The sequence below is a fragment of the Thermoactinomyces sp. CICC 10523 genome (assembly GCF_016055105.1).
GTDB lineage: Bacteria > Bacillota > Bacilli > Thermoactinomycetales > Thermoactinomycetaceae > Thermoactinomyces_A > Thermoactinomyces_A daqus.
Window position 1 is genome coordinate 120,658 of sequence record NZ_JAECVX010000004.1, and the last position, 18,912, is coordinate 139,569.

15 protein-coding genes are annotated in these 18,912 nt (G+C 53.2%); 1 reads left to right on the top strand and 14 read right to left on the bottom strand.

All coding sequences use genetic code 11. The annotated features are described in order from the left end of the window. Positions 1–53 precede the first annotated feature (53 nt). From kamE to speE, 12 genes are all read right to left on the bottom strand, one after another. Positions 54–815 (bottom strand): lysine 5,6-aminomutase subunit beta, encoded by a 762-nt coding sequence (kamE, locus tag I8U19_RS07205; protein ID WP_198055566.1) that lies wholly within the window; start codon positions 813–815, stop codon positions 54–56. Next, the gene (kamD, locus tag I8U19_RS07210) at positions 790–2,394 is read right to left on the bottom strand and encodes a lysine 5,6-aminomutase subunit alpha (RefSeq protein ID WP_198055567.1); all 1,605 of its coding nucleotides are present in this window, start codon (positions 2,392–2,394) and stop codon (positions 790–792) included. Before kamD ends, kamE begins: the two co-directional genes overlap by 26 nt. Further along, entirely contained in the window at positions 2,379–3,998 is a 1,620-nt protein-coding gene (gene kamC, locus I8U19_RS07215) for a lysine 5,6-aminomutase reactivase ATPase KamC (protein WP_198055568.1), read from the bottom strand. Before kamC ends, kamD begins: the two co-directional genes overlap by 16 nt. Further along, positions 3,985–5,010 carry a lysine 5,6-aminomutase reactivase subunit KamB gene (kamB, locus tag I8U19_RS07220; protein ID WP_198055569.1) on the bottom strand — a complete coding sequence of 342 codons (1,026 nt, stop codon included), beginning with the start codon at positions 5,008–5,010 and terminating at the stop codon, positions 3,985–3,987. The genes kamC and kamB overlap by 14 nt, the downstream gene beginning before the upstream one ends. Before the next feature lie 19 nt (positions 5,011–5,029). Continuing rightward, a complete protein-coding gene (gene kamA, locus I8U19_RS07225) occupies positions 5,030–6,322 on the bottom strand; it encodes a lysine 2,3-aminomutase (protein WP_198055570.1) in 1,293 nt (430 codons plus the stop codon). A gap of 23 nt (positions 6,323–6,345) precedes the next feature. Beyond that, complete coding sequence (gene kdd / locus I8U19_RS07230; protein ID WP_232331029.1) at positions 6,346–7,392, bottom strand: L-erythro-3,5-diaminohexanoate dehydrogenase; 1,047 nt, start codon at positions 7,390–7,392, stop codon at positions 6,346–6,348. A 296-nt stretch (positions 7,393–7,688) separates the two neighbouring features. Beyond that, a complete protein-coding gene (locus I8U19_RS07235; protein ID WP_198055571.1) occupies positions 7,689–9,092 on the bottom strand; it encodes a sigma-54 interaction domain-containing protein in 1,404 nt (467 codons plus the stop codon). Positions 9,093–9,242: 150 nt separating this feature from the next. Further along, the gene (locus tag I8U19_RS07240; protein ID WP_198055572.1) at positions 9,243–10,703 is read right to left on the bottom strand and encodes a protein kinase domain-containing protein; all 1,461 of its coding nucleotides are present in this window, start codon (positions 10,701–10,703) and stop codon (positions 9,243–9,245) included. A gap of 665 nt (positions 10,704–11,368) precedes the next feature. Further along, entirely contained in the window at positions 11,369–13,039 is a 1,671-nt protein-coding gene (gene argS, locus I8U19_RS07245; protein WP_033100448.1) for an arginine--tRNA ligase, read from the bottom strand. Further along, positions 13,036–13,458, bottom strand: coding sequence for a YwiB family protein (locus I8U19_RS07250; protein WP_033100449.1), 423 nt, complete (start codon positions 13,456–13,458; stop codon positions 13,036–13,038). Before I8U19_RS07250 ends, argS begins: the two co-directional genes overlap by 4 nt. A 287-nt stretch (positions 13,459–13,745) precedes the next feature. Continuing rightward, positions 13,746–14,618, bottom strand: a complete 873-nt coding sequence (speB, locus tag I8U19_RS07255; RefSeq protein ID WP_198055573.1) for an agmatinase — start codon at positions 14,616–14,618, stop codon at positions 13,746–13,748. Position 14,619: 1 nt separating this feature from the next. Further along, positions 14,620–15,459: a polyamine aminopropyltransferase gene (gene speE, locus I8U19_RS07260; RefSeq protein WP_198055623.1), complete on the bottom strand. Its 840-nt coding sequence runs from the start codon at positions 15,457–15,459 to the stop codon at positions 14,620–14,622. A gap of 277 nt (positions 15,460–15,736) precedes the next feature. Between speE and I8U19_RS07265 the strand changes: the two genes are divergently transcribed. Continuing rightward, a complete protein-coding gene (locus tag I8U19_RS07265) occupies positions 15,737–17,785 on the top strand; it encodes a transglycosylase domain-containing protein (RefSeq protein ID WP_198055574.1) in 2,049 nt (682 codons plus the stop codon). A gap of 147 nt (positions 17,786–17,932) precedes the next feature. Here the strand turns inward: I8U19_RS07265 and I8U19_RS07270 are convergent, their stop codons facing one another. Both I8U19_RS07270 and I8U19_RS07275 read right to left on the bottom strand, forming a co-directional pair. Next, a complete protein-coding gene (locus I8U19_RS07270) occupies positions 17,933–18,169 on the bottom strand; it encodes a hypothetical protein (RefSeq protein ID WP_198055575.1) in 237 nt (78 codons plus the stop codon). A gap of 230 nt (positions 18,170–18,399) precedes the next feature. After that, positions 18,400–18,894 (bottom strand): YwhD family protein, encoded by a 495-nt coding sequence (locus tag I8U19_RS07275; RefSeq protein WP_198055576.1) that lies wholly within the window; start codon positions 18,892–18,894, stop codon positions 18,400–18,402. Between the last annotated feature and the right edge of the window lie 18 nt (positions 18,895–18,912).

Here is an 18,912-nt window from a genome sequence, read left to right on the forward strand (position 1 = left end):
CCGTCGATTTTCGTCAAACCTGGGAATGGTTCTCTTCCCAGGTTTTGTCTTCTTCATTTTGCTTCAATCCCCCTTGTCATCCGGTTATGGATTTCCTGCACAAAGTAAGAAGCCACCTGCGGCGCCAGCGTACCCGGCCCGAACCCGGCGTCATAGCCTAATTCCAGCGCCAGTTCATGAGTGATGCGCGGACCTCCGCAGATCAGGATAAACCGATCCCGCAATCCTTCCGCTTCGACCAGCTCCACCAACTCGGTCAGGTTGGTGATATGGACCCCCTTTTGCGTGACAATCTGCGATACGAGCAACACATCGGCATTTAACTCCAGCGCTTTTTCCAGCAGCACCTCATTTTCCACCTGGCTGCCGAGGTTATAGGCGTCGATTTCAGGATATCGCTCCAGTCCGTATTCCCCGTTATACCCTTTCATGTTCATGATGGCATCGATACCGACCGTATGGGCATCGGCACCCGTACAGGCTCCGACCACCACGATTTTGCGCCCGATCCGCTCCTTGATGAACCGATTGATTTCGTAAAAGTCCATTACCTCGCTTTTCACCTTTGCCACCTTAATCGATGTGAAATCGATGTGATGCCGGCATTTGCCATAAACGATGAAAAAGGTGTATCCCTCGCCCAAATCCTTCATATGGTAGACCTGAGGTTCATCCAGCCCCATTTTGGCGGTGAGCCGGCGGGCAGCTTCCCTCGCCTCTTCGCCACAGGGAACGGGCAGGGTGAAGCTCAGCTGCACCGCACCGTCGTCCAGTGTATCCCCGTAAGGTTTAACCCGTGTAAAATCCACGCTCATCACGATCCCCCTCCCTTGCCTGCAAACCGAGCCGCGCTCTCAGTTCCTCTTCAAACGGATTGAAATAACCCTCCGCCTTTTCGAGTACACCGGCCAGCCCTTTCCCACCGGTAAAAGAGCGCTTCACATCGGCGAACATGCCTTGTTCCAAAGCAGAGAACAACCCGATCTCCTTCACTTCCCCCAGCATTTTCGCCGCCTTGTACAGCACCTCCTGCGCCCGCCGTTCCAATCTCCCCCCTGGCTTAAAGAGAATCTCCTCGCCGAGATGGCGGGCGTTATGAAAGATATATTGCGCATTTTCTATCGCCAGCTGCCGGTCGTGGATGTGCGGGGTGTGCATCGCTTCGGTCATCATTCCGAGCAACTGGACTCCCTGCCCGGTCATAATGCTGACCAGGTTGAACAACGCATCCTGAATATGCCCTTTAAAAATATTTCCGGTCATATGCTTGGTCGGGGGCATATATTTCAGCGGGGCGTCGGGGAAAATCTGGCGGGCCATCTGCGCCTGCGCCAGCTCCATGAGAAAGCCGTCCTCCAGATCGGGGTTCATCTCAAAGGCATGACCCAATCCCATCTGCTCCGGAGGCAGTCCGGACAAAAGCGCCAGTTGCTCATTGATAAACTGGGAAGCAAGTACCGTATGCGCCGCTTCGACCGCATCGGCCGTAGTCAGGTAATTGTCTTCCCCAGTATTGATCATGATGCCGGCATAACTGTTGATCATTCGTGAAAAAGCCTGATCAATCAACGTCCGCTGCATATTGATATCGCGGAACAAAATCCCGTATAGGGCATCGTTCAGCATCACATCCAGCCGCTCCATCGCTCCCATCGCGGCGATCTCCGGCATGCACAGCCCGGAGCAGTAATTGCACAAACGGATATAACGGCCCACTTCCTCGCCAACTTCATCGAGCGCCTGGCGCATGATGCGGAAATTTTCCTGGGTGGCATACGTACCGCCGTACCCTTCTCTGGTCGGGCCATACGGAACATAATCGAGCAAACTCTGCCCCGTGCTGCGAATGACGGCAATAATATCCGCTCCCTGCCTTGCCGCGGAACGCCCTTGCACCACGTCCTCATAAATGTCGCCGGTGGCCACGATCACATAGATATACGGCTTTTTCCCTTCTCCCAGCCGCCGGATCAGCTGATCCCGTTTCAAGCGGTTGTTCCGAATCCGGTCGAGGCATTGCTGCGCCAGCTGCCTTGCAGCGTCCCTGATCCGGGCCGGTTCCGACTGCCCGATCGCCGTCAGGTCCAGGGAACCGCATGCCACTTTTTCCGCCACGTCACACGGGGACAGACCCAACTGGAGCGAGGCATTCACCACCCATCCGGACGCCCCCAGCTCCAACACTCCCTTTTCGAGCAGGTGATCAACCACGACATTGGGCAAGGGGACACCGTCGGCATCCACCCCGTCGATTCCCATTAAACGGAGATTGGTGCGTTCCACGGCTACCGTCGTCCGCCGGGCGATAAAATTGTCAACGCTGGAAGCGATCGCCGCCGCCGCTTCCCTCGCCCTGCTGATCAGAACCGGGTCGAGTCTCAATTTTTCTTCCACCCGGACTCCTCCTCCTTTCGCAAACCACTCTTCGCTTCTTCGACGATTGCGGGATCAAGCCCCAAACGTTCAGCAATCCACAGCGCCTCATGCGGAATGGTTTCACCAGGCTTCAGCGGGAGCAAACGATAGTCCATTCCCACGGCGATTGCCTGTTGCAGATCTTCCGGCAAAAGGCTCCCCTGCTGCTCCCGTGACCGTGAAAAACCGGCCACGCGGTAACCGCGAACCCCTTTGACTTCAAGCACTTCCTGATAATGGGTCACGTGAACGCTCCACAACCGGCGCCGGGTAAAATGTCCGGCAATCGCCCGCGCTAGGGCCGCTCCTTCTGCCGGATTGGTTCCTCTTCCGATTTCGTCCAACAGCAGAAGTCCGCCGTCTCCCAAGTCCATACTGTCCCGCAGGCGCGCAATCTCCGAGCCAAAACTGCTTAAACCGGCCTCTGCGTCCTGCAAATCTCCGATGATTCCCCTGACCCAGGCGAACAGGGGGAGTTTGCAGGAAGCAGCCGGCACAAAAAAACCATACTGTGAAAGAAGGGCAATCATCCCCATCGTTTTCAGAGCTGCCGTCTTTCCTCCCATATTGGCCCCGATCACCACGGTCGTCCCCTGGTGCAGTACACAGTCAATCGGAGTGCATTCCTTCCCCTCCGCTTCAAGCATGCGAGCCATCCACGGGTGAAAACCGCCACGGATCTCCATCCGGTGCGGGTCGTGAACAGGCTTCGTCCCCCGCCAGGTTTCCGCGGCACGGATTCGCGCCAACTGCAAATCAAAATGAGCCACCCGGTTGATCCAGTCTTCCAGTTTTGGCGCATAGGGAAGAAAAAACGCAGTCAAACGTTCAAGGATCTCCCGTTCCAACGCTTCCACGCGCATCGTCAATTCCCCGACTTCCCTGGATTCCTGCTCCGGTTCAGCCAAGTGATAGACGGCATCATAGACTGTTTCCCGTACCCGGATCAGCTCTGCCTCCTCCCGCAACGCCAGATCGAGGGGGGAACCGCGTTCGACGACCCATTCCCCCAGGCGGTTGCGGCGAAGGGAATAGCGAGTTTCCAGATCGACCGCTTTCTGTTCCTTCCTTTTCTCCCGTTCCCGCTCGTATTTTTTCAAGAGCTTCCGGTTTGCGGCCAGCGCCGGGTCGTACGCATCATCAATCCAAAATGAAGGAACGAGCGGACCGCCCGGATTGAGCGCGCGCAATAGCGTGTGCACATCCCGCCTGTCCGCATCGGACAATAAGCATAAAGGAGGCAATAAGTCCGAAAGCCGAAACAAGTGCCAGAGGAAAGCCTTCATATGAAACCATTCCGTCAACTGAAGCGCTCGTCCCTGTTTCAATTTCGCAACGATGGGATCGGGATCCGGCATCCGGGCCAGGTGAAGCAGCACCTGATTGCGCTCCTTTGACCCGTCGGGCAGAAGGCGCTGCCATTCAGCCTGCTCGGCCATAGAACGTTGCCACGCTTCTTCCTCACCGGGCAAAAACGGTTTCAGCTCGCGCCATGTCTCTCTGCCCATCGGAGTGACCGGCTGAAAGACATTCAGGCATTCATTCAAGTGCAAAACACGCATTGTCTCTTTATCGCAAAACATCTTCCCATCCCCCTTCAAGCAAGGGATCGCGTACAACATCAAACACCGGGAGCGGGGCGGCGACTGCAGCGATTCGCTCTTTCATTTCCGAAGGAGGAAACGCGTACCCGTCGGGGGAAACCGGGTTCACGGCCACCCCCAGGAGCCGGGTGGGATAAACCACTTCCACCGCCCCGCCCCACTGCAAAAAACGGCGCAACATGCTGTGTGTAAAAAAGCAATGCGTGGCATCCGGCACGATCAAGCGCGCCTTCACCCCTTCTTCCATCAGCATGCGGAGCATTCGGTCTGTCAGTGAGCCGGGGATGATGAGCACTTCCCAATTTTTGCTTGAAAATGCCTCTCTCTTTTCTTTCCATTCCAATAAGGTGGAGAAGGGGAGCGGTTCTCCCATGCCTTGAACCACACCGATCACTTTCTTTTCCGTTTGCGCCTGTTCATGAAAAAAACGATCGGCGGACGGAGCAGCAGGCAGGCGGAGAATGGCCAGCAATTCGGCCGCCTTTTTCACCACCTGCGGCAGACTCCGGTGCAAACAGGCCCCGACGACGAGGATCACGGCATCGCTGATGAGCGGGCTGGAAAGAGACTTGCGGTCATAGGCCCCATCGACCAAGACCAGTTCCGCACCCGCCCCCTTCAGTTTGCGGATGGCTGCCTGCACTTGTCCGGCGCCGGGGATCCCGGCCAGTTTGATCCGGCTGCCCCGCCGCGCCTTGCCGAGCAAAATCTCCCCCATCGCCGATTGGAAACCGCAGGAGCCGATCATTTCAAAACTGCCGGGATAAAGGTTAAAGCATGAAGCAGCCGACGCAACCAACATCCCCTCATCACAGCGAATGGCCGGCTTTTCTCTCCCGCTCCATGCGTCACGTTCCTCTCCGTCGACACCGATGCTCAGCACTCCCAGGCGCTTTCGCCGGGACAACTGCCGGATGAGACTGTTTAGAACCGTTGTTTTTCCGGCGTTTTTGGACATTCCGATAATCGCGACGGTTTCCGGTCTCTTCATCGTTTTGCGACGTCTCCTGCTATTGCTTCAGCTTTTCCTTATCTGCTTCCAGTCCGGCGCGACGGTCTTCCCTGGACAACTGTTTCGGTTCAAGATTGATCCGCTGATCGCTCATCAATGCGGCAATCCCTGTCTGGCTGCCGGCTGCCTGACAGTACTCGCAATGCTCGGGATCATGCGGCTTGTATTGGCTCGGTTCCGGATAGCTGGTAATCACTCCTTCAAAGTTGCGCAAAACGGTTTTGGACGGGCTTTGCGAAATGAGATAGTTGGGGCTGAGCGGAATTTTCCCTCCTCCGCCGGGAGCATCGACGACAAAGGTCGGAACGGCATAGCCGGAAGTGTGACCGCGCAGATATTCGATAATCTCCAACCCTTTCGACACCGGTGTGCGGAAATGGCCGATTCCTTCTGACAAATCGCACTGGTAGATATAATAGGGGCGAACACGCACTTTCACCAGTTCATGCATCAGCTTTTTCATCACATGGGGACAATCATTGATGCCGGCCAGAATGACTGATTGATTTCCCAGCGGAACTCCGGCGTCAGCCAGCATCTCGCAGGCGCGTCTGGCCTCCGGAGTCAATTCCTTGGGATGGTTGAAATGGGTGTTGAGCCAGACGGGATGATATTTTCGCAAAATGTTGCACAGGTTTTCCGTAATCCGCTGGGGAAAGACCACCGGCGCCCTTGTTCCGATACGGATGATTTCCACATGGGGGATGGCCCGCAGGTTGCTGAGCAAATATTCGAGAATCCGGTCATTGACCAGGAGGCCGTCCCCGCCGGAGAGAAGCACATCCCTGACCGTCGGGGTGTTGCGGATATACTCTATACAGGCGTCCATCTGCTTCTTCGGGACACCCATCCCGATTTGCCCGGAGAAGCGGCGGCGTGTACAATAGCGACAGTACATCGAACATTGGTTGGTGATCAGAAACAGCACCCGGTCCGGATAGCGATGGGTCAGCCCCTTGACCGGGGAGTCCGTATCCTCCAACAGCGGATCTTCCATATCGTATCGAGTGCGAATCAGCTCGGAAGAGACGGGAACCGATTGCATGCGAATGGGATCCTTCGGGTCATCCGAATCCATGAGCAGCGCGTAGTACGGCGTGATGTTGAGCGGAATCGTCTGTTTGCTTATTCCGACACCTTCAATCTCTTCCGGGGTCAAATTGATCACCTTGCTCAGGTCATCCAGCGTGCGGATCGTGTGCGTCAATTGCCAGAGCCAGTCATTCCACTGCTCCTCCGTGACATCTTTCCACAGCTCAATCTCTTTCCAATCGCGTTTCACTTTGATCAAATCCCCCTTCTCTGATGATCCCGTCAGCAGCTTCCATACCTTTTCCGGAACAATTCAAGGAGCGGCGGGCACTCCCGAAGCGTTTGCAATGTCAACTTCGCATGTCCCGGGGCATAACCATTCCCGATCATCATCTGCACATCTTTGCCGATTCCTTCCGCTCCCAGCGCGGCAGTCGTAAAGCGGACAGCCATACTGAAGAAATAAATCGTTCCCCCGTCCCGTGTCGCCAGAATCGACGGCAGTTCCGTTCCGGGCACATTGACACAATTGAGCGTAAGGTCGGCCATTTCCCCAGCCGTTGCACCAGACACGGCCTCATAGACGGCGAGCGGATCAGTGGCATCCACCTCCAGCACCTGATGCGCCAATCCCAGCTGCCTGATTTCGGCGCAAGCTTCCGCCCGGGATTCCAATGCGATCACTTGCCCGTTTGTCCCCGCCTTTTTCCACGCCTGACAGAGGCTCAGCAACCCCGACTTCCCGCCTGCTCCCATCACCACAATCCGCTCCCGCCCCCGGATGAGTCGAGCTGTCTGCGCCGGAGCACCGGCAACATCCAAAGCCGCCAGGGCCACCGCTTCCGGGAGATCATCCGGCAGGATGGCAAAAGGACCGCTGGCAAAAAGAACCGCTTTGCCTTTTACATCGACTTGACCCGTCTCCAGATGAACCCGGTTAATCTGTTCAAGTTTGAGCGGTGTTAAGGTCAGGGAGACCAACGTCGCGATCTTCATCCCCGGCCGTACATGGCGATGCGGATAACGCGGCCCTGTTTTTTCCACTGTACCGATCAACATGCCGCCCGATCCGGTGACTGGATTTTGCATCTTTCCCCTTTCAGCCACAATCTCCAATATGCACTGTTTTATCTTGTTCACATCGTCGCGGCACTCTTCCCGCATCTGCATGAACGATGCGGAATCAATATTTAATCGTTCCACGGCGATCAGGAGCTCATTGTCATAAAGATCACTTTCGGCATCCAGTTTCCAGGCTGGTTGCGGTAAAACCCGCTCAGGCGCCAACACGCGGTGCAGTCCGTAAGGATGTCCTGTTTGACCGTCCAAAACCCCCATCCCCCTCCCGATGGATTCATTCACTATTCATGCAATAACCATGCCAATAACCAAATCCCTGTTTCCGGCGGCCGTTCAGCGCACAAACAGAAAAAAAGTGCCCGGAATCGGGCACACCAAGAATATGGCATTTGCATGAGTGAAGAGGCACCAAGCAACAAATCTTCCGTCCGGGCGCTTGCCGCCTTGCAGGAAAGGAAACGCGGCCAATCTGTACCACCCCCCCCCGAAGATTGAAATTCCATCCATTCACATTCAAGAAAATCGGGGGAAATCTCCGACCGACATCAACCTTCGCGCTTTTTCAGTTTATATTGCAGGGTTTGCCTCGGAATTCCCAGCAGTTTGGCCGCTTTTAACACATTGCCTCCGGATTCTTCAAGCGCCAGGCAAATCATCTTTTGTTCCAATTCGCCGAGCACTTCCCGCAAACTCTTGCCGTCAAGGCCTGGGAGCGGAAGCATCTCCTTTTTCTGTTTTTTCTGCATATGCGGGGGGAGGTGCTCCAGTTTCACTGCCTTCCCTTCTGCCAGATTTAGCGCGCCTTCCAGCGTGTGTTCCAATTCCCTGACATTCCCCGGCCAGTCATAGTGGAAAAAAGCTTCCATCACCTCATCAGCAATTTCCTCAACCGTTGTCGGCAATTGTCCTTTTAATTTTCTGAAAAAATAGTGCGTCAGGCATTCAATATCTTCTTTTCGTTCCCTGAGAGGAGGCAAATAGAGACCGACGACGTGGATCCGATGAAAGAGGTCGCGCCGCAAGCGCCCCTTTTCAATACTCTCCAGCGGGTCTTCATTGGTCGCGACGATGATGCGCACATCAACGGAATGAAACCGGGTTCCTCCCACCCTTCGCACTCCGCCGTCCTCCAGCACGCGCAGCAATTTTGCCTGCAAATCAATCGGCATCGCATGGATCTCATCCAAAAACAGGGTTCCCCCGTCTGCCAATTCAAACAAGCCCGGCCGGTCCTCAGCGCCGGTAAAAGCCCCTTTGGCCGTGCCGAACAAAATCCCTTCCAGCAGAGTGGACGGAATGGCGGCACAGTTTTGGGCAATAAAGGGGCGTCCCATTCTCGGCGAGTCACGGTGGATCGATTGTACAAACAGCTCTTTGCCCGTTCCCGTCTCCCCCACTACCAAAACAGGGGAATCCGTTCTGGCCGCCCGCTTTGCTTTTTCAATCTCCCTCAACATGAGTGAGTTTTGCGTCACGATCTGCTCAAAACAGTAGTACGCGCTCTCCTTCTGCGCCTTCCTGCTCCGTGGCTCGCGAATTCTTTCCTGCAGCTGAAGAACTTGCTCCGCCAGCTCTTTGATCTGGGTGATATCCTTGGAAATCTCAGCAGCTCCGACGATCTTTCCTTCGGAGCGAAGCGGAATGGTCCGGTTGATTGTGCTAATCTGTTTCCCTTTGCGATTCATATACGTCTGGTGCTGCTCGGCGATCGGTTCACCCGTTTTCAGGACTTTCAACAGTGTGCTCGTCTTTTTCGTCAGTGAAGGAAACGCATCCAATACATGCATCCCCATCACCTCTTTGATGGACAGTCCGTCCAACCGGGAGGCAACCCGATTGTAAAATACCGTGATTCCGTCTGCATTGACGATATGGATTCCTTCATCCAGGCACTCCAAAAATTCATAGACGATTTCCCGGGTAAGATCAGGTTCATTCCTCATGGGCATCCATTTCACCTCGATCCGCGAGCTGCCAAAAAGTGATCAAATGTGCCGAAATTTCGTCATTTTTATTATTGTATCGATTATCAGTCTCGTCTGTCCAGAAACGGGCAAAAACAAAAAAGAGCCGCTTGATGCGACTCCTTGTATATCTTTTCACAAAGCGCTCGACCTGTCTTTTTTTTCCTCGACCGACTTGGGAAGCGGCCCCCACATCTGCAACAGATTGTCGGTGGCATAAATCTTTCTCCCGTTTTCTCCCAGCCGGTAAAACATGATCTTGGCAATTCCCCAATCCGGCAGGTGTTGCTCAGGGATTGTTACAGTTACCGTTTTGGTCGTGTAACGTTGGTCTGGTTTATGTTTGATGTGAACGGAAATGCCCTGATCAACTCTTTGGGAACTGTAACTGTCGACGACGAAAAGGTCATAGTAAAAAGTGTCTTCCGGAAAATCGCCCACTTTCAGCGTCACTTTGTAATTGCCGTTGCTTCCTGATACCCGGATATCGCGAAAAGCCTCATTTTCCTCTCTGCTCTCTTTGGGCAGCTCCTTCCACCATTTATGGTCTCCATGCTCTTTCGGAATTTGCTTGCCCTGCTGCACGGCTTGTACGGGACTGCCGTTCGTCGGCTGATCACTCTCCAGATATCCTGCGCCAAATGCCTGGTAACCGAGAAACAGCAGGAGCACCCCGGATACCGCCGCGACGCCCCTGAGCCAATATTTCCTTCCCCGATGGGGCGGCTGCTTTATTTCCTGGGAAACCTGGGAAACGTAATCATGTTGCGGAGGATTAAATATCATGACGGCCTGCTGCAGCGCCTGTTTCATTTCCTGAGCTGTTTGATAGCGTTTTAACGGATCTTTCTCCAGTGCCTTCATTATCACCTGGCACAACTCTTCCGGAATTCGCGGATTAAGCTCCCGCGGATCAGGCACAGGGTCATGAATATGTTTGAGTGCAACGGAAATGGAACTTTCTCCGTCAAAAGGAACTGAGCCAGTCAGCATCTCATAAATCACAATCCCCAGCGAATAGAGATCGGAAGAAAAGTGGATCTCCCCGCCGGAAGCCTGCTCCGGAGAGAAATAATGCGCCGAGCCCATCACGTATCCTTTTTGCGTGATGGTGGAAGCGCGCGGAGTATAGGAAATGCCAAAGTCCGTCACCTTGTACAGCTCATCCGGGGAAACAAGAATATTATGCGGCTTGATATCACGATGAATAATTCCGTTTTTGTGTGCATGCGCCAAAGCATCACAGATTTGGGATGCGATCATCACCGTTTTTTCCGGTGTAAGCGTTCCTTCCTTTCGAATCACTTCTATGAGGGACGGCCCTTCTACACATTCCATCACCATGTAAAAGATGTCCCCTTCACGTCCGACATCATAAATACTTACTACATTAGCATGGGATAAACTGCCTGCAGCCTTGGCTTCACGAATGAACCGTCGCACAAAGTCGGGATCGTGCCCCAACGAGTCGTTCATCACTTTTACTGCCACAAACCGATCCAGCAGCAGATCTTTTGCCTTGTAGACTACAGCCATTCCTCCTCCACCCAACAGGTGAAGGATCTCGTATCTCCCTGCCAGCCTCATTCCTTCCATTTAACCATATCTCCTTGATTCATTGTTATCCTTCACACGCCAGTTCAGCGCAAATTGCTCTCAATCTGATTCAGACAAACGATGATCCACCGTACGTCTTTTTCTTTATATGGTGGATTTTGGGAAGAAAAATATTTCCCGGTACTCCTATTATCTGCTGAGTTCAGGCAACTGGATGTTACGTTTTTTTAAACATTTCACGCAAATAGCATTCCTTTTCATGGAATTTTCATAAATTATCACTGCTCATGATTTACGGCACAAACCGGCAGAAAAATCCGAGAAAACACAGCGGAAAATCGGGTATCTGTGCCCTTGATCGAATGCGGGAAGAACAGAATGCTGCCCCGCTGTCCCCCGCCCGCGCTGCCACATTCACGGAAAGGGATTGCGCCGCAGACGAAGGCCGTTTCCCCCGATGGCGCTTTAAAACCACCCCGGGAATAAAACACCTTTACTGGATAAATGCATTTCTATTTACTTTATTCGCAAGTCATCTTAATTTTAACGCTCGATATAAAAAAACAGCCGGTTTTTCACCGGCTGATTCTGCACTGATTAAACGTTGACCCGTCGGAACTCAGGATCCCGGAAAAGGGGACACAGAGGAAATTTTGGCATTCCGCACTTTTGCCGCCTTGCCGGAACCAAATGCCGGCAATTCCTTACATACGATCCGGCGCGCTGACCCCGATCAATTTCAATCCGTTGACAATCACTTGACGAATGCCGCTGAGCAATGCCAGGCGCGCTTCCGATTTTTCCACATCATCAGTGATCACGCGGTGAGCATTGTAATAACTGTGGAATTGTGTTGCCAGATCGTAGAGATAACGAACAACCCGGTGTGGTGCCAACTGCTTGGCCGCCGTGGCGATCTCACTGCCAAACTCGCCAAGCTTCTGCAACAAATCCAATTCCTGTTCCAGTTCCAACCGGGACAGGTGCTCCTGATCCCACTTCGCCGACAACCCTCTCTCCTCAGCCTGACGGAAGACACTGGCGATCCGCGCATGGGCATACTGCACATAGTAGACCGGGTTTTCATTGGACTTGGAAACAGCCAGATCTATATCAAAATCAAGATGGGAATCCGGGCTTCTCATCACAAAGAAGTAGCGGGCTGCATCCACTCCAACCTCGCTCATCAACTCTTCCAGCGTGACCGCTTTTCCGGTCCGCTTGGACATTTTCACCAGTTCGCCGCCCTGGTACAGCTTCACCATCTGGATGATAACCACATCCAACCGGTCCCGGTCATTCCCCAGAGCCTGCAATGCCGCTTTCATCCGGGCGATGTAGCCGTGATGGTCGGCTCCCCAGACGTTGATCATCCGGTTGAAACCCCGTTCCAGCTTATTGCGGTGATAAGCGATATCCGGCGTCAAATAAGTATAGGAACCGTCCGACTTGACCAGAACGCGATCCTTGTCGTCTCCGAAAGCGGTGGAGCGCAGCCAGAGGGCCCCGTCCTGTTCGTAGGTATAACCTTTTTCCTTCAGCTCCGTCAATGTTTTCTCAATGGCTCCGGACTGATACAGGGACTGTTCGCTGAACCATACATCAAATTCGACCCGGTAATCACGCAAATCATCCTTGATCTTCTCAAGCAGCTTCTTTTTCCCGTATTCCTTGAGGAACTGAAGCCGCTCTTCCCGATCCATCCCGAGCAAACGCTCTCCCTCTTGTTGGATCAGCTCCTCGGCGATCGCAATCATTTCCTCGCCGCGATAACCGTCCTCAGGGAACTCGATCTCTTTTCCCAAGCCTTCAAAATAACGGGCTTCAATGGACTGGGCCATCATGTTCATCTGATTGCCGGCGTCGTTGATGTAATATTCGCGCGTCACCTCATACCCGGCGGCCTCGAGAATGTTGGACAAGGCATCGCCGACGGCCGACCCGCGGGCATGTCCGAGATGGAGCTTTCCTGTGGGGTTGGCACTGCAAAACTCCACGTTGACCTTCTCACCCTGACCGCTGTCCGAGCGTCCGTATGCATCTCCGGACCGTTTGATTTCCACAAGCACATCGGTCAGGAAGGAACGATCCAAAAAGAAATTGATAAAACCGGGCCCGGCAATTTGAATGTCGCGAACGCCCACTTGTTCGCGGTCAATCCCGGCAACGATCTTTTGCGCGATCTCTCTGGGGTTTTTGCGGGCAATCCTCGTCAGTTGCATGGCAATGTTGGTAGCCCAGTCGCCATGTTCCTTTTCCCGCGGCACTTCCAGCACGATCTCCGGAATGTCCGTTTCCTTTACCAAATCGGCGGCGATGACCGCCCGCTCGATTTCCTGTTTCAACTCCTCTTTCTTTCTCTCAAGCGGATTCATTTCCCAGCCTCCATCCACTTCAAACTTAATTGGTATTGGCCCAGATCCTGGCTCCCCATATGAAGCAAAAAGGTGAAGCGAATCCGGCCTTCCTTTCCGGACCAGTCACGCTCATACACCAATGTGGTCACTTCCATCTCCGTCTTACCCGCCGGAGTATGAACCACGCTCTCCATGGTTTTCCCAGGGGCATAGGTCTGCCTGTACGAAACAGGTCCTTGGCGCGCGATCGTGATTTTCTCCGGGAATGAACGAACCGATGTCCGCACTTCATCAGGCTTTCCTTCATTTTCGGTATAACGGAGAATCCATTCCTCTTCCTTCATTTGAAAACGGCCGTCCAATTCCTGCTCGATGACTTCCTTCTCTTCTCCCGGCTGTTCAATGGTCGACTCGATGAAAATCTTTACTGGAATCAAACCGTCCGCCCCTTTCAACCTAATAAATGTATCTTAACACTGGTTTTTATGCTTTGCCAATAAAGCTGACCCGTTCTTCCTCCAATATTTTGAAAATCATCCGTCAGAAAAAAGCTTCCCTCCGCAGATCGGGAGGGAAGAATGAGGTTTCTTCAGCTTGCTGACAAAGACCTGAAGAGTCATCCGTCGGGTCTCGGCGCCCGGCCTCATGCTTGGCAAAGGCCGCTGCATAAAGCATTCAACCCTTTTCGCTCCAGTTTGTCAACAGCCTCAGAATGGGCAGGGATTTATTTCACAAAGCCGAGCAACATTTCGCGAATGAGTTTGGCAGCCAAAACCGGGGTCTGCTCACTGTGATCATAAGCCGGCGCCACTTCCACCAAATCTGCACCGACCACTTTCACGCCGGATCTGGCGATCAGGTGGATGGCTTCCAGCATTTCTTTGCTCGTAATCCCGCCAGGCTCGGGCGTTCCGGTTCCCGGAGCATGGGCCGGGTCGACGGCGTCGATATCAATCGTCACATAAACCGGACGTCCTTTCAGTTCCGGCAGGCATCTCTTCAAAGGCTCCACCACGTCAAATGGATGAAAATGAATATTCGCCTCTTTGGCGAACAGCACCTCCTCCTTGGTCATCGAGCGAATCCCGAATTGATATAAATTGGGACCCCCGATCAATTCGGCGATTTTACGAAGCGGGGTGGCGTGAGAGAGCGGCTCTCCTTCATAATCCGTGCGCAAATCAGCATGTGCGTCAATATGGATGACAGCCAGGTCAGGATAATCCTTGAAAACTTCCCGCACAACAGGCCAGGTGACCAGATGCTCGCCCCCCAAGCCGATCGGCATTTTCCGCAAATCGAGCACCTTGCGCACAAAATCGGCAATCTGCTGCAAGCTCCTTTCGGGATTGCCAAAGGCCAGCGGGATATCCCCCGCATCATAAAAGGTGATTTCCGAAAGCTCCCGTTCCAGGTAGTGGCTGTATTCCTCGTGCACCAGGGAAGCCTCGCGGATGCGTGCCGGACCGAACCTGGAACCGGGGCGGAAGCTGACCGTCCAATCCATCGGCATCCCGTAAATGATCGCTTGAGCAGCCTCAAGGTCCGTACTTGCCCCGATGAACACATTTCCCGAGTATTTCTCTTCAAAGCGCATCTTATTTCACCTCGTCCGTCAGCAGTTCCTGTACGAAAGCGGGAAGTTCAAACAAGGCTTTATGCATTTCCGGACGATAATAGCGGGTATCGAATCTGGACAGTTCCGCTTCGTTGACATGAAGGGGATCATATTTTTTCGATCCGATCGTAAAACTCCACAAGCCGCTCGGGTAGGTGGGGATGCTTGCCGTGTACAGGCGCGCCACCGGGAATGTATTTGAAATGTCGCGGTAAACCTGGCGGATCAAATCGCGGTTAAACCACGGCGATTCCGTTTGCGCCACCATGATCCCATCGTCCTTCAGCGCTTCGTAAATCCCTTCGTAAAAGGGCTTTTGAAACAAACCGACAGCCGGCCCCACCGGTTCGGTCGAATCGACGATAATCACGTCATACCTGCCTTTATTTTCGGCAATGTGGCGGATTCCGTCCGTTACTTGCACATCGACGCGGGGATCATCCAATTTCCCGGCGATTTGCGGGAAGTATGTTTTTGATGCTTCGATCACCTTTCCGTCGATCTCTGCCAACACCGCACGGGTGACAGACGGGTAACGCAAGATTTCACGAATCACGCCGCCATCGCCTCCGCCGACCACAAGAACTTCCTTGGGATCAGGATGCGTATTCATCGCGACATGGGTAATCATCTCATGGTACACGAATTCATCGCGATCCGTCGTCATCACCATGCCATCAAGCACCAGCATATTTCCGAATTCCGCTGTTTCAATCACATCCAGAGTTTGAAACTCGGACTGATCATGATAGAGCGTCCTTTTGATTTTCGTCGTAATCCCGTGATTTTTCGTTTGTTTTTCTGTATACCAAAGCTCCATATCCATCTGTCATTTCTCCTTTCAAGGCCGAAAACCGGGGCCATTCCGCATTTCCCCGGATACTCTTACTAAGAATAATGCATGTCCATTTCGCAGACAATCGCTTTTCGCCCCGCCACAAAAAATTTTATAATCATTTTTTTGGCGAATGTTATCCAACCCATGTATTCTGCCGCTAAATTCCGCTTTTCTTTCTCCAGGTATATTCTTCCTGCGGCTTTCGCATAATATTCTTACCTTTAGACTTGGAAGGAACTTCCGGAAAAGGAGCAGAACCATGGGCGATAACAAAGCAGCCACTCATCCCCATACCCTTAACCAGTTCTTTCTCTGGCGTCTGGTCAGACGGACACGTCAAGTGATGCGCCTGCTCTTCTTCTCTCTCCTGATCAGCTCCCTTGCCTTCATCATTCTCCTGCTCTATCTGAAAGCGCGCCCCTTGCCCTCACCCGAGGTATATAACATCTCCACCCTCTACGATGATGAGGGAAATTATCTCGGGCAACTGGATCACAATGAGCCGCGCGATCCCGTCCATTTAAATGAAGTGCCCAAGGCCCTGATCAATGCGACACTGGCCGCGGAGGATAAAAACTTCTATTCCCATCACGGCTTCTCCCTGAGCGGAATAGCCCGCGCCACACTGGCCAACATCAAGGCGGGGCACGTCGTGCAAGGAGCCAGCACCATCACCCAGCAATTGGCGAGAAATCTCTATCTCACCCATGACCGGACGTGGACGCGAAAACTGAAGGAAGCCATTCTGACCGCGCAATTGGAACTCCATTTTTCCAAAGATGAGATCCTGGAGATGTATCTCAATGAAATTTACTACGGTCACGGAGCCTATGGAATTGGCCAGGCGGCCAAGTACTATTTCAACAAAAAGGTGCAGGACTTGAATTTGGCGGAGTGCGCACTGCTGGCCGGAATTCCGCGCGGACCCTATTTATATTCGCCTTATCATCATCTGGGCCGGGCGATTGCGCGCGAACACCACATCCTCGACCTGATGGCAAAAAACCGCATGATCACCGCCGAAGCTGCGCGGGAAGCAAAAAAGCAAACGCTCACTTTTGCGCCAAAGACCCATCCCAAACAGATGAAAGCCGAGTATTTTCGCGATTATATCGTTCAAACGCTGGTCACGCGGTACGGGCTGGATGAAGCGACGGTGCGCCACGGCGGACTCAAAATATATACCACCCTTAACGCGCAAATGCAACAGGCGGCGGAACAATCGGTAAGCCGCTATACCAAAAAGGTGGACGGGCTCCAGAGCGCCTTGATCTCGGTTGATCCCCACACCGGTGAAATCAAGGCGATGGTCGGAGGCAAAGATTACTCATCCTCTCAGTTCAACCGCGCCTTCGCCCGCCGGCAACCCGGTTCTTCTTTTAAGCCGATTCTCTATTTAAGCGCCTTGGAAAACGGATTTACGCCGCTGACCCGGATCATGAGCAAGCCGACCGCTTTTCTTTTTCATGGACAAGAATACCGACCCTCCAATTTCCGCGGCCACTATGCCAACCGGCCGATCACGCTGCGTGAGGCAATCGCCCGCTCGGATAATATCTATGCAGTGAGCACACTAATGAAAATCGGTTTGCAAAAGGAAATCGACATGGCCCGCCGGCTCGGCATCCGGGCCACGCTGAAGCCGACGCCCTCCCTGGCACTGGGCAGTTATGCCGTCACTCCTTTTGAAATGGCCGAGGCCTATGCGACGATCGCTTCCGGCGGAATCCACCATCCGCTCACCGGAATCAAAAAGGTGCTTGATCCGTTTGGACGCCCCTTGGTTCAAGAGGAGAGCAAACCGGTCCGGGTAGCCTCTCCCGCCCACGCCTTCGTCTTGACCAAGCTGATGGAAAGCGTGTTTTCTCCGGGTGGAACCGGCGGACGCGTGCACCAGATTTTTTCACGGGCCGCCGCCGGCAAAACGGGAACGACCGATTGGGACGGCTGGCTCTCCGGATTTACCCCGGATCTGGAGACTACAGTGTGGGTCGGCTATGACCATGACAAAGAACTGCCACATGATCAGGCGCATTTAAGCCAATATATCTGGGCGGATTACATGAAACAGGCCACCCGGTTTCAGCCGGCAAAAATCTTCCCGATTCCCCAGGGGGTAACGAGTGTTTATGTCGATTTGGATACGGGCTATGTGGCCACACCGGAATGCAGGCACACCCGCCTGGAGTATTTCGTCAAAGGTACGGAACCAACAGAAGTCTGTCCCGTCCATCGAACAAAAACCGGTTCTTCTCCTGAACAACCTTCTTTGTTGAAACGGGTGCTCGACTGGCTGAAAAGCTTTTAAAGTGACACAAACGGACATTTCCTGTCTCCCCAGCCGCGGGTCAAGCCCGGGCAAACCGGGAAAAATCGAGGCCTCACCCCCGACAGGCAAAGGCGGGATCGCGAAAACGCCCGACCATCCAATAACTACTGGATGTCGGGCGTTTTTTCAGCATTCATCGCTGCCGCCAATCTTCCCTTCACCGTCTGCCCAGATTCCATCATTCAAAATGGTAATCATCCCGGCAGACTCCAATTCCTTCATCACCTGAGCCATATTGCTGCGCCGGGATTCCGGCAGAGACGCAACAAAACGGTTTAATTCTTGCTCGGAAACATTGGCGCGAAAATGAACCCCGCCATGGCGGGCGAAATGGTCCTGTGATCCGATATGATGATCAGCCATTTTCTTAAACCCTCCTTTAACCCTTAGAATGAGCCAAAGAAAAGGCAAATACTCAGGAAAAAGAAAAAGCGGACCGATGGGATCCGCCAATTTGGTGTCCTAGCAAAAGATTCCGAAACCACATAATTAAGTGTACATTTGCAATTGAGAGCCGACAATGCTGAAATCCGTTTGTTCACAAATCGTTCACTTTTAAAAACTTCGGTTGGAACCCCTTTTCACAATGGCACTCACGACAACTTTACTTTCAGTTCATCCGGGCTGTTTTTCCACATCTCTTCATTATGGTTGACCAAAAAATCCCTCAGCACCGCTTTTTCCTGTTTCCCCAGCTCATCGACACGGATTCTCCGTTTCAACGCATCGTCCATGCGGTTCACGTGGAAGGGCAGGTTTTTCCACCCGATCCGTTTTTCTTTATTGATCCTCATCGGACAGGCGGCCACTCCTGCATAAAAAGGCCCGCTTTCATTGCGGTCGACGGCCACCCACACAACCCAGTAATCTTCACCATCAGGAACCTCATCCTGATGGGGGGTAAACTTAATCCCTCGTTCCACCGCGCTTTTGGCGTGAATCAGGCCGAGGTCGATTTTCGCTTGTTCCCCGGTCAGCAAGATAGAGGAAAGATTGCTTATGTTCAGCGTTCCGGTGTAGTAAGTGCCATGGGTGGTCGATTTATTGCTGATAATGTTGAATTGCGCATTTTTCTTTTGGTTGGCCATTTTTTCCCTCCTCGCTCA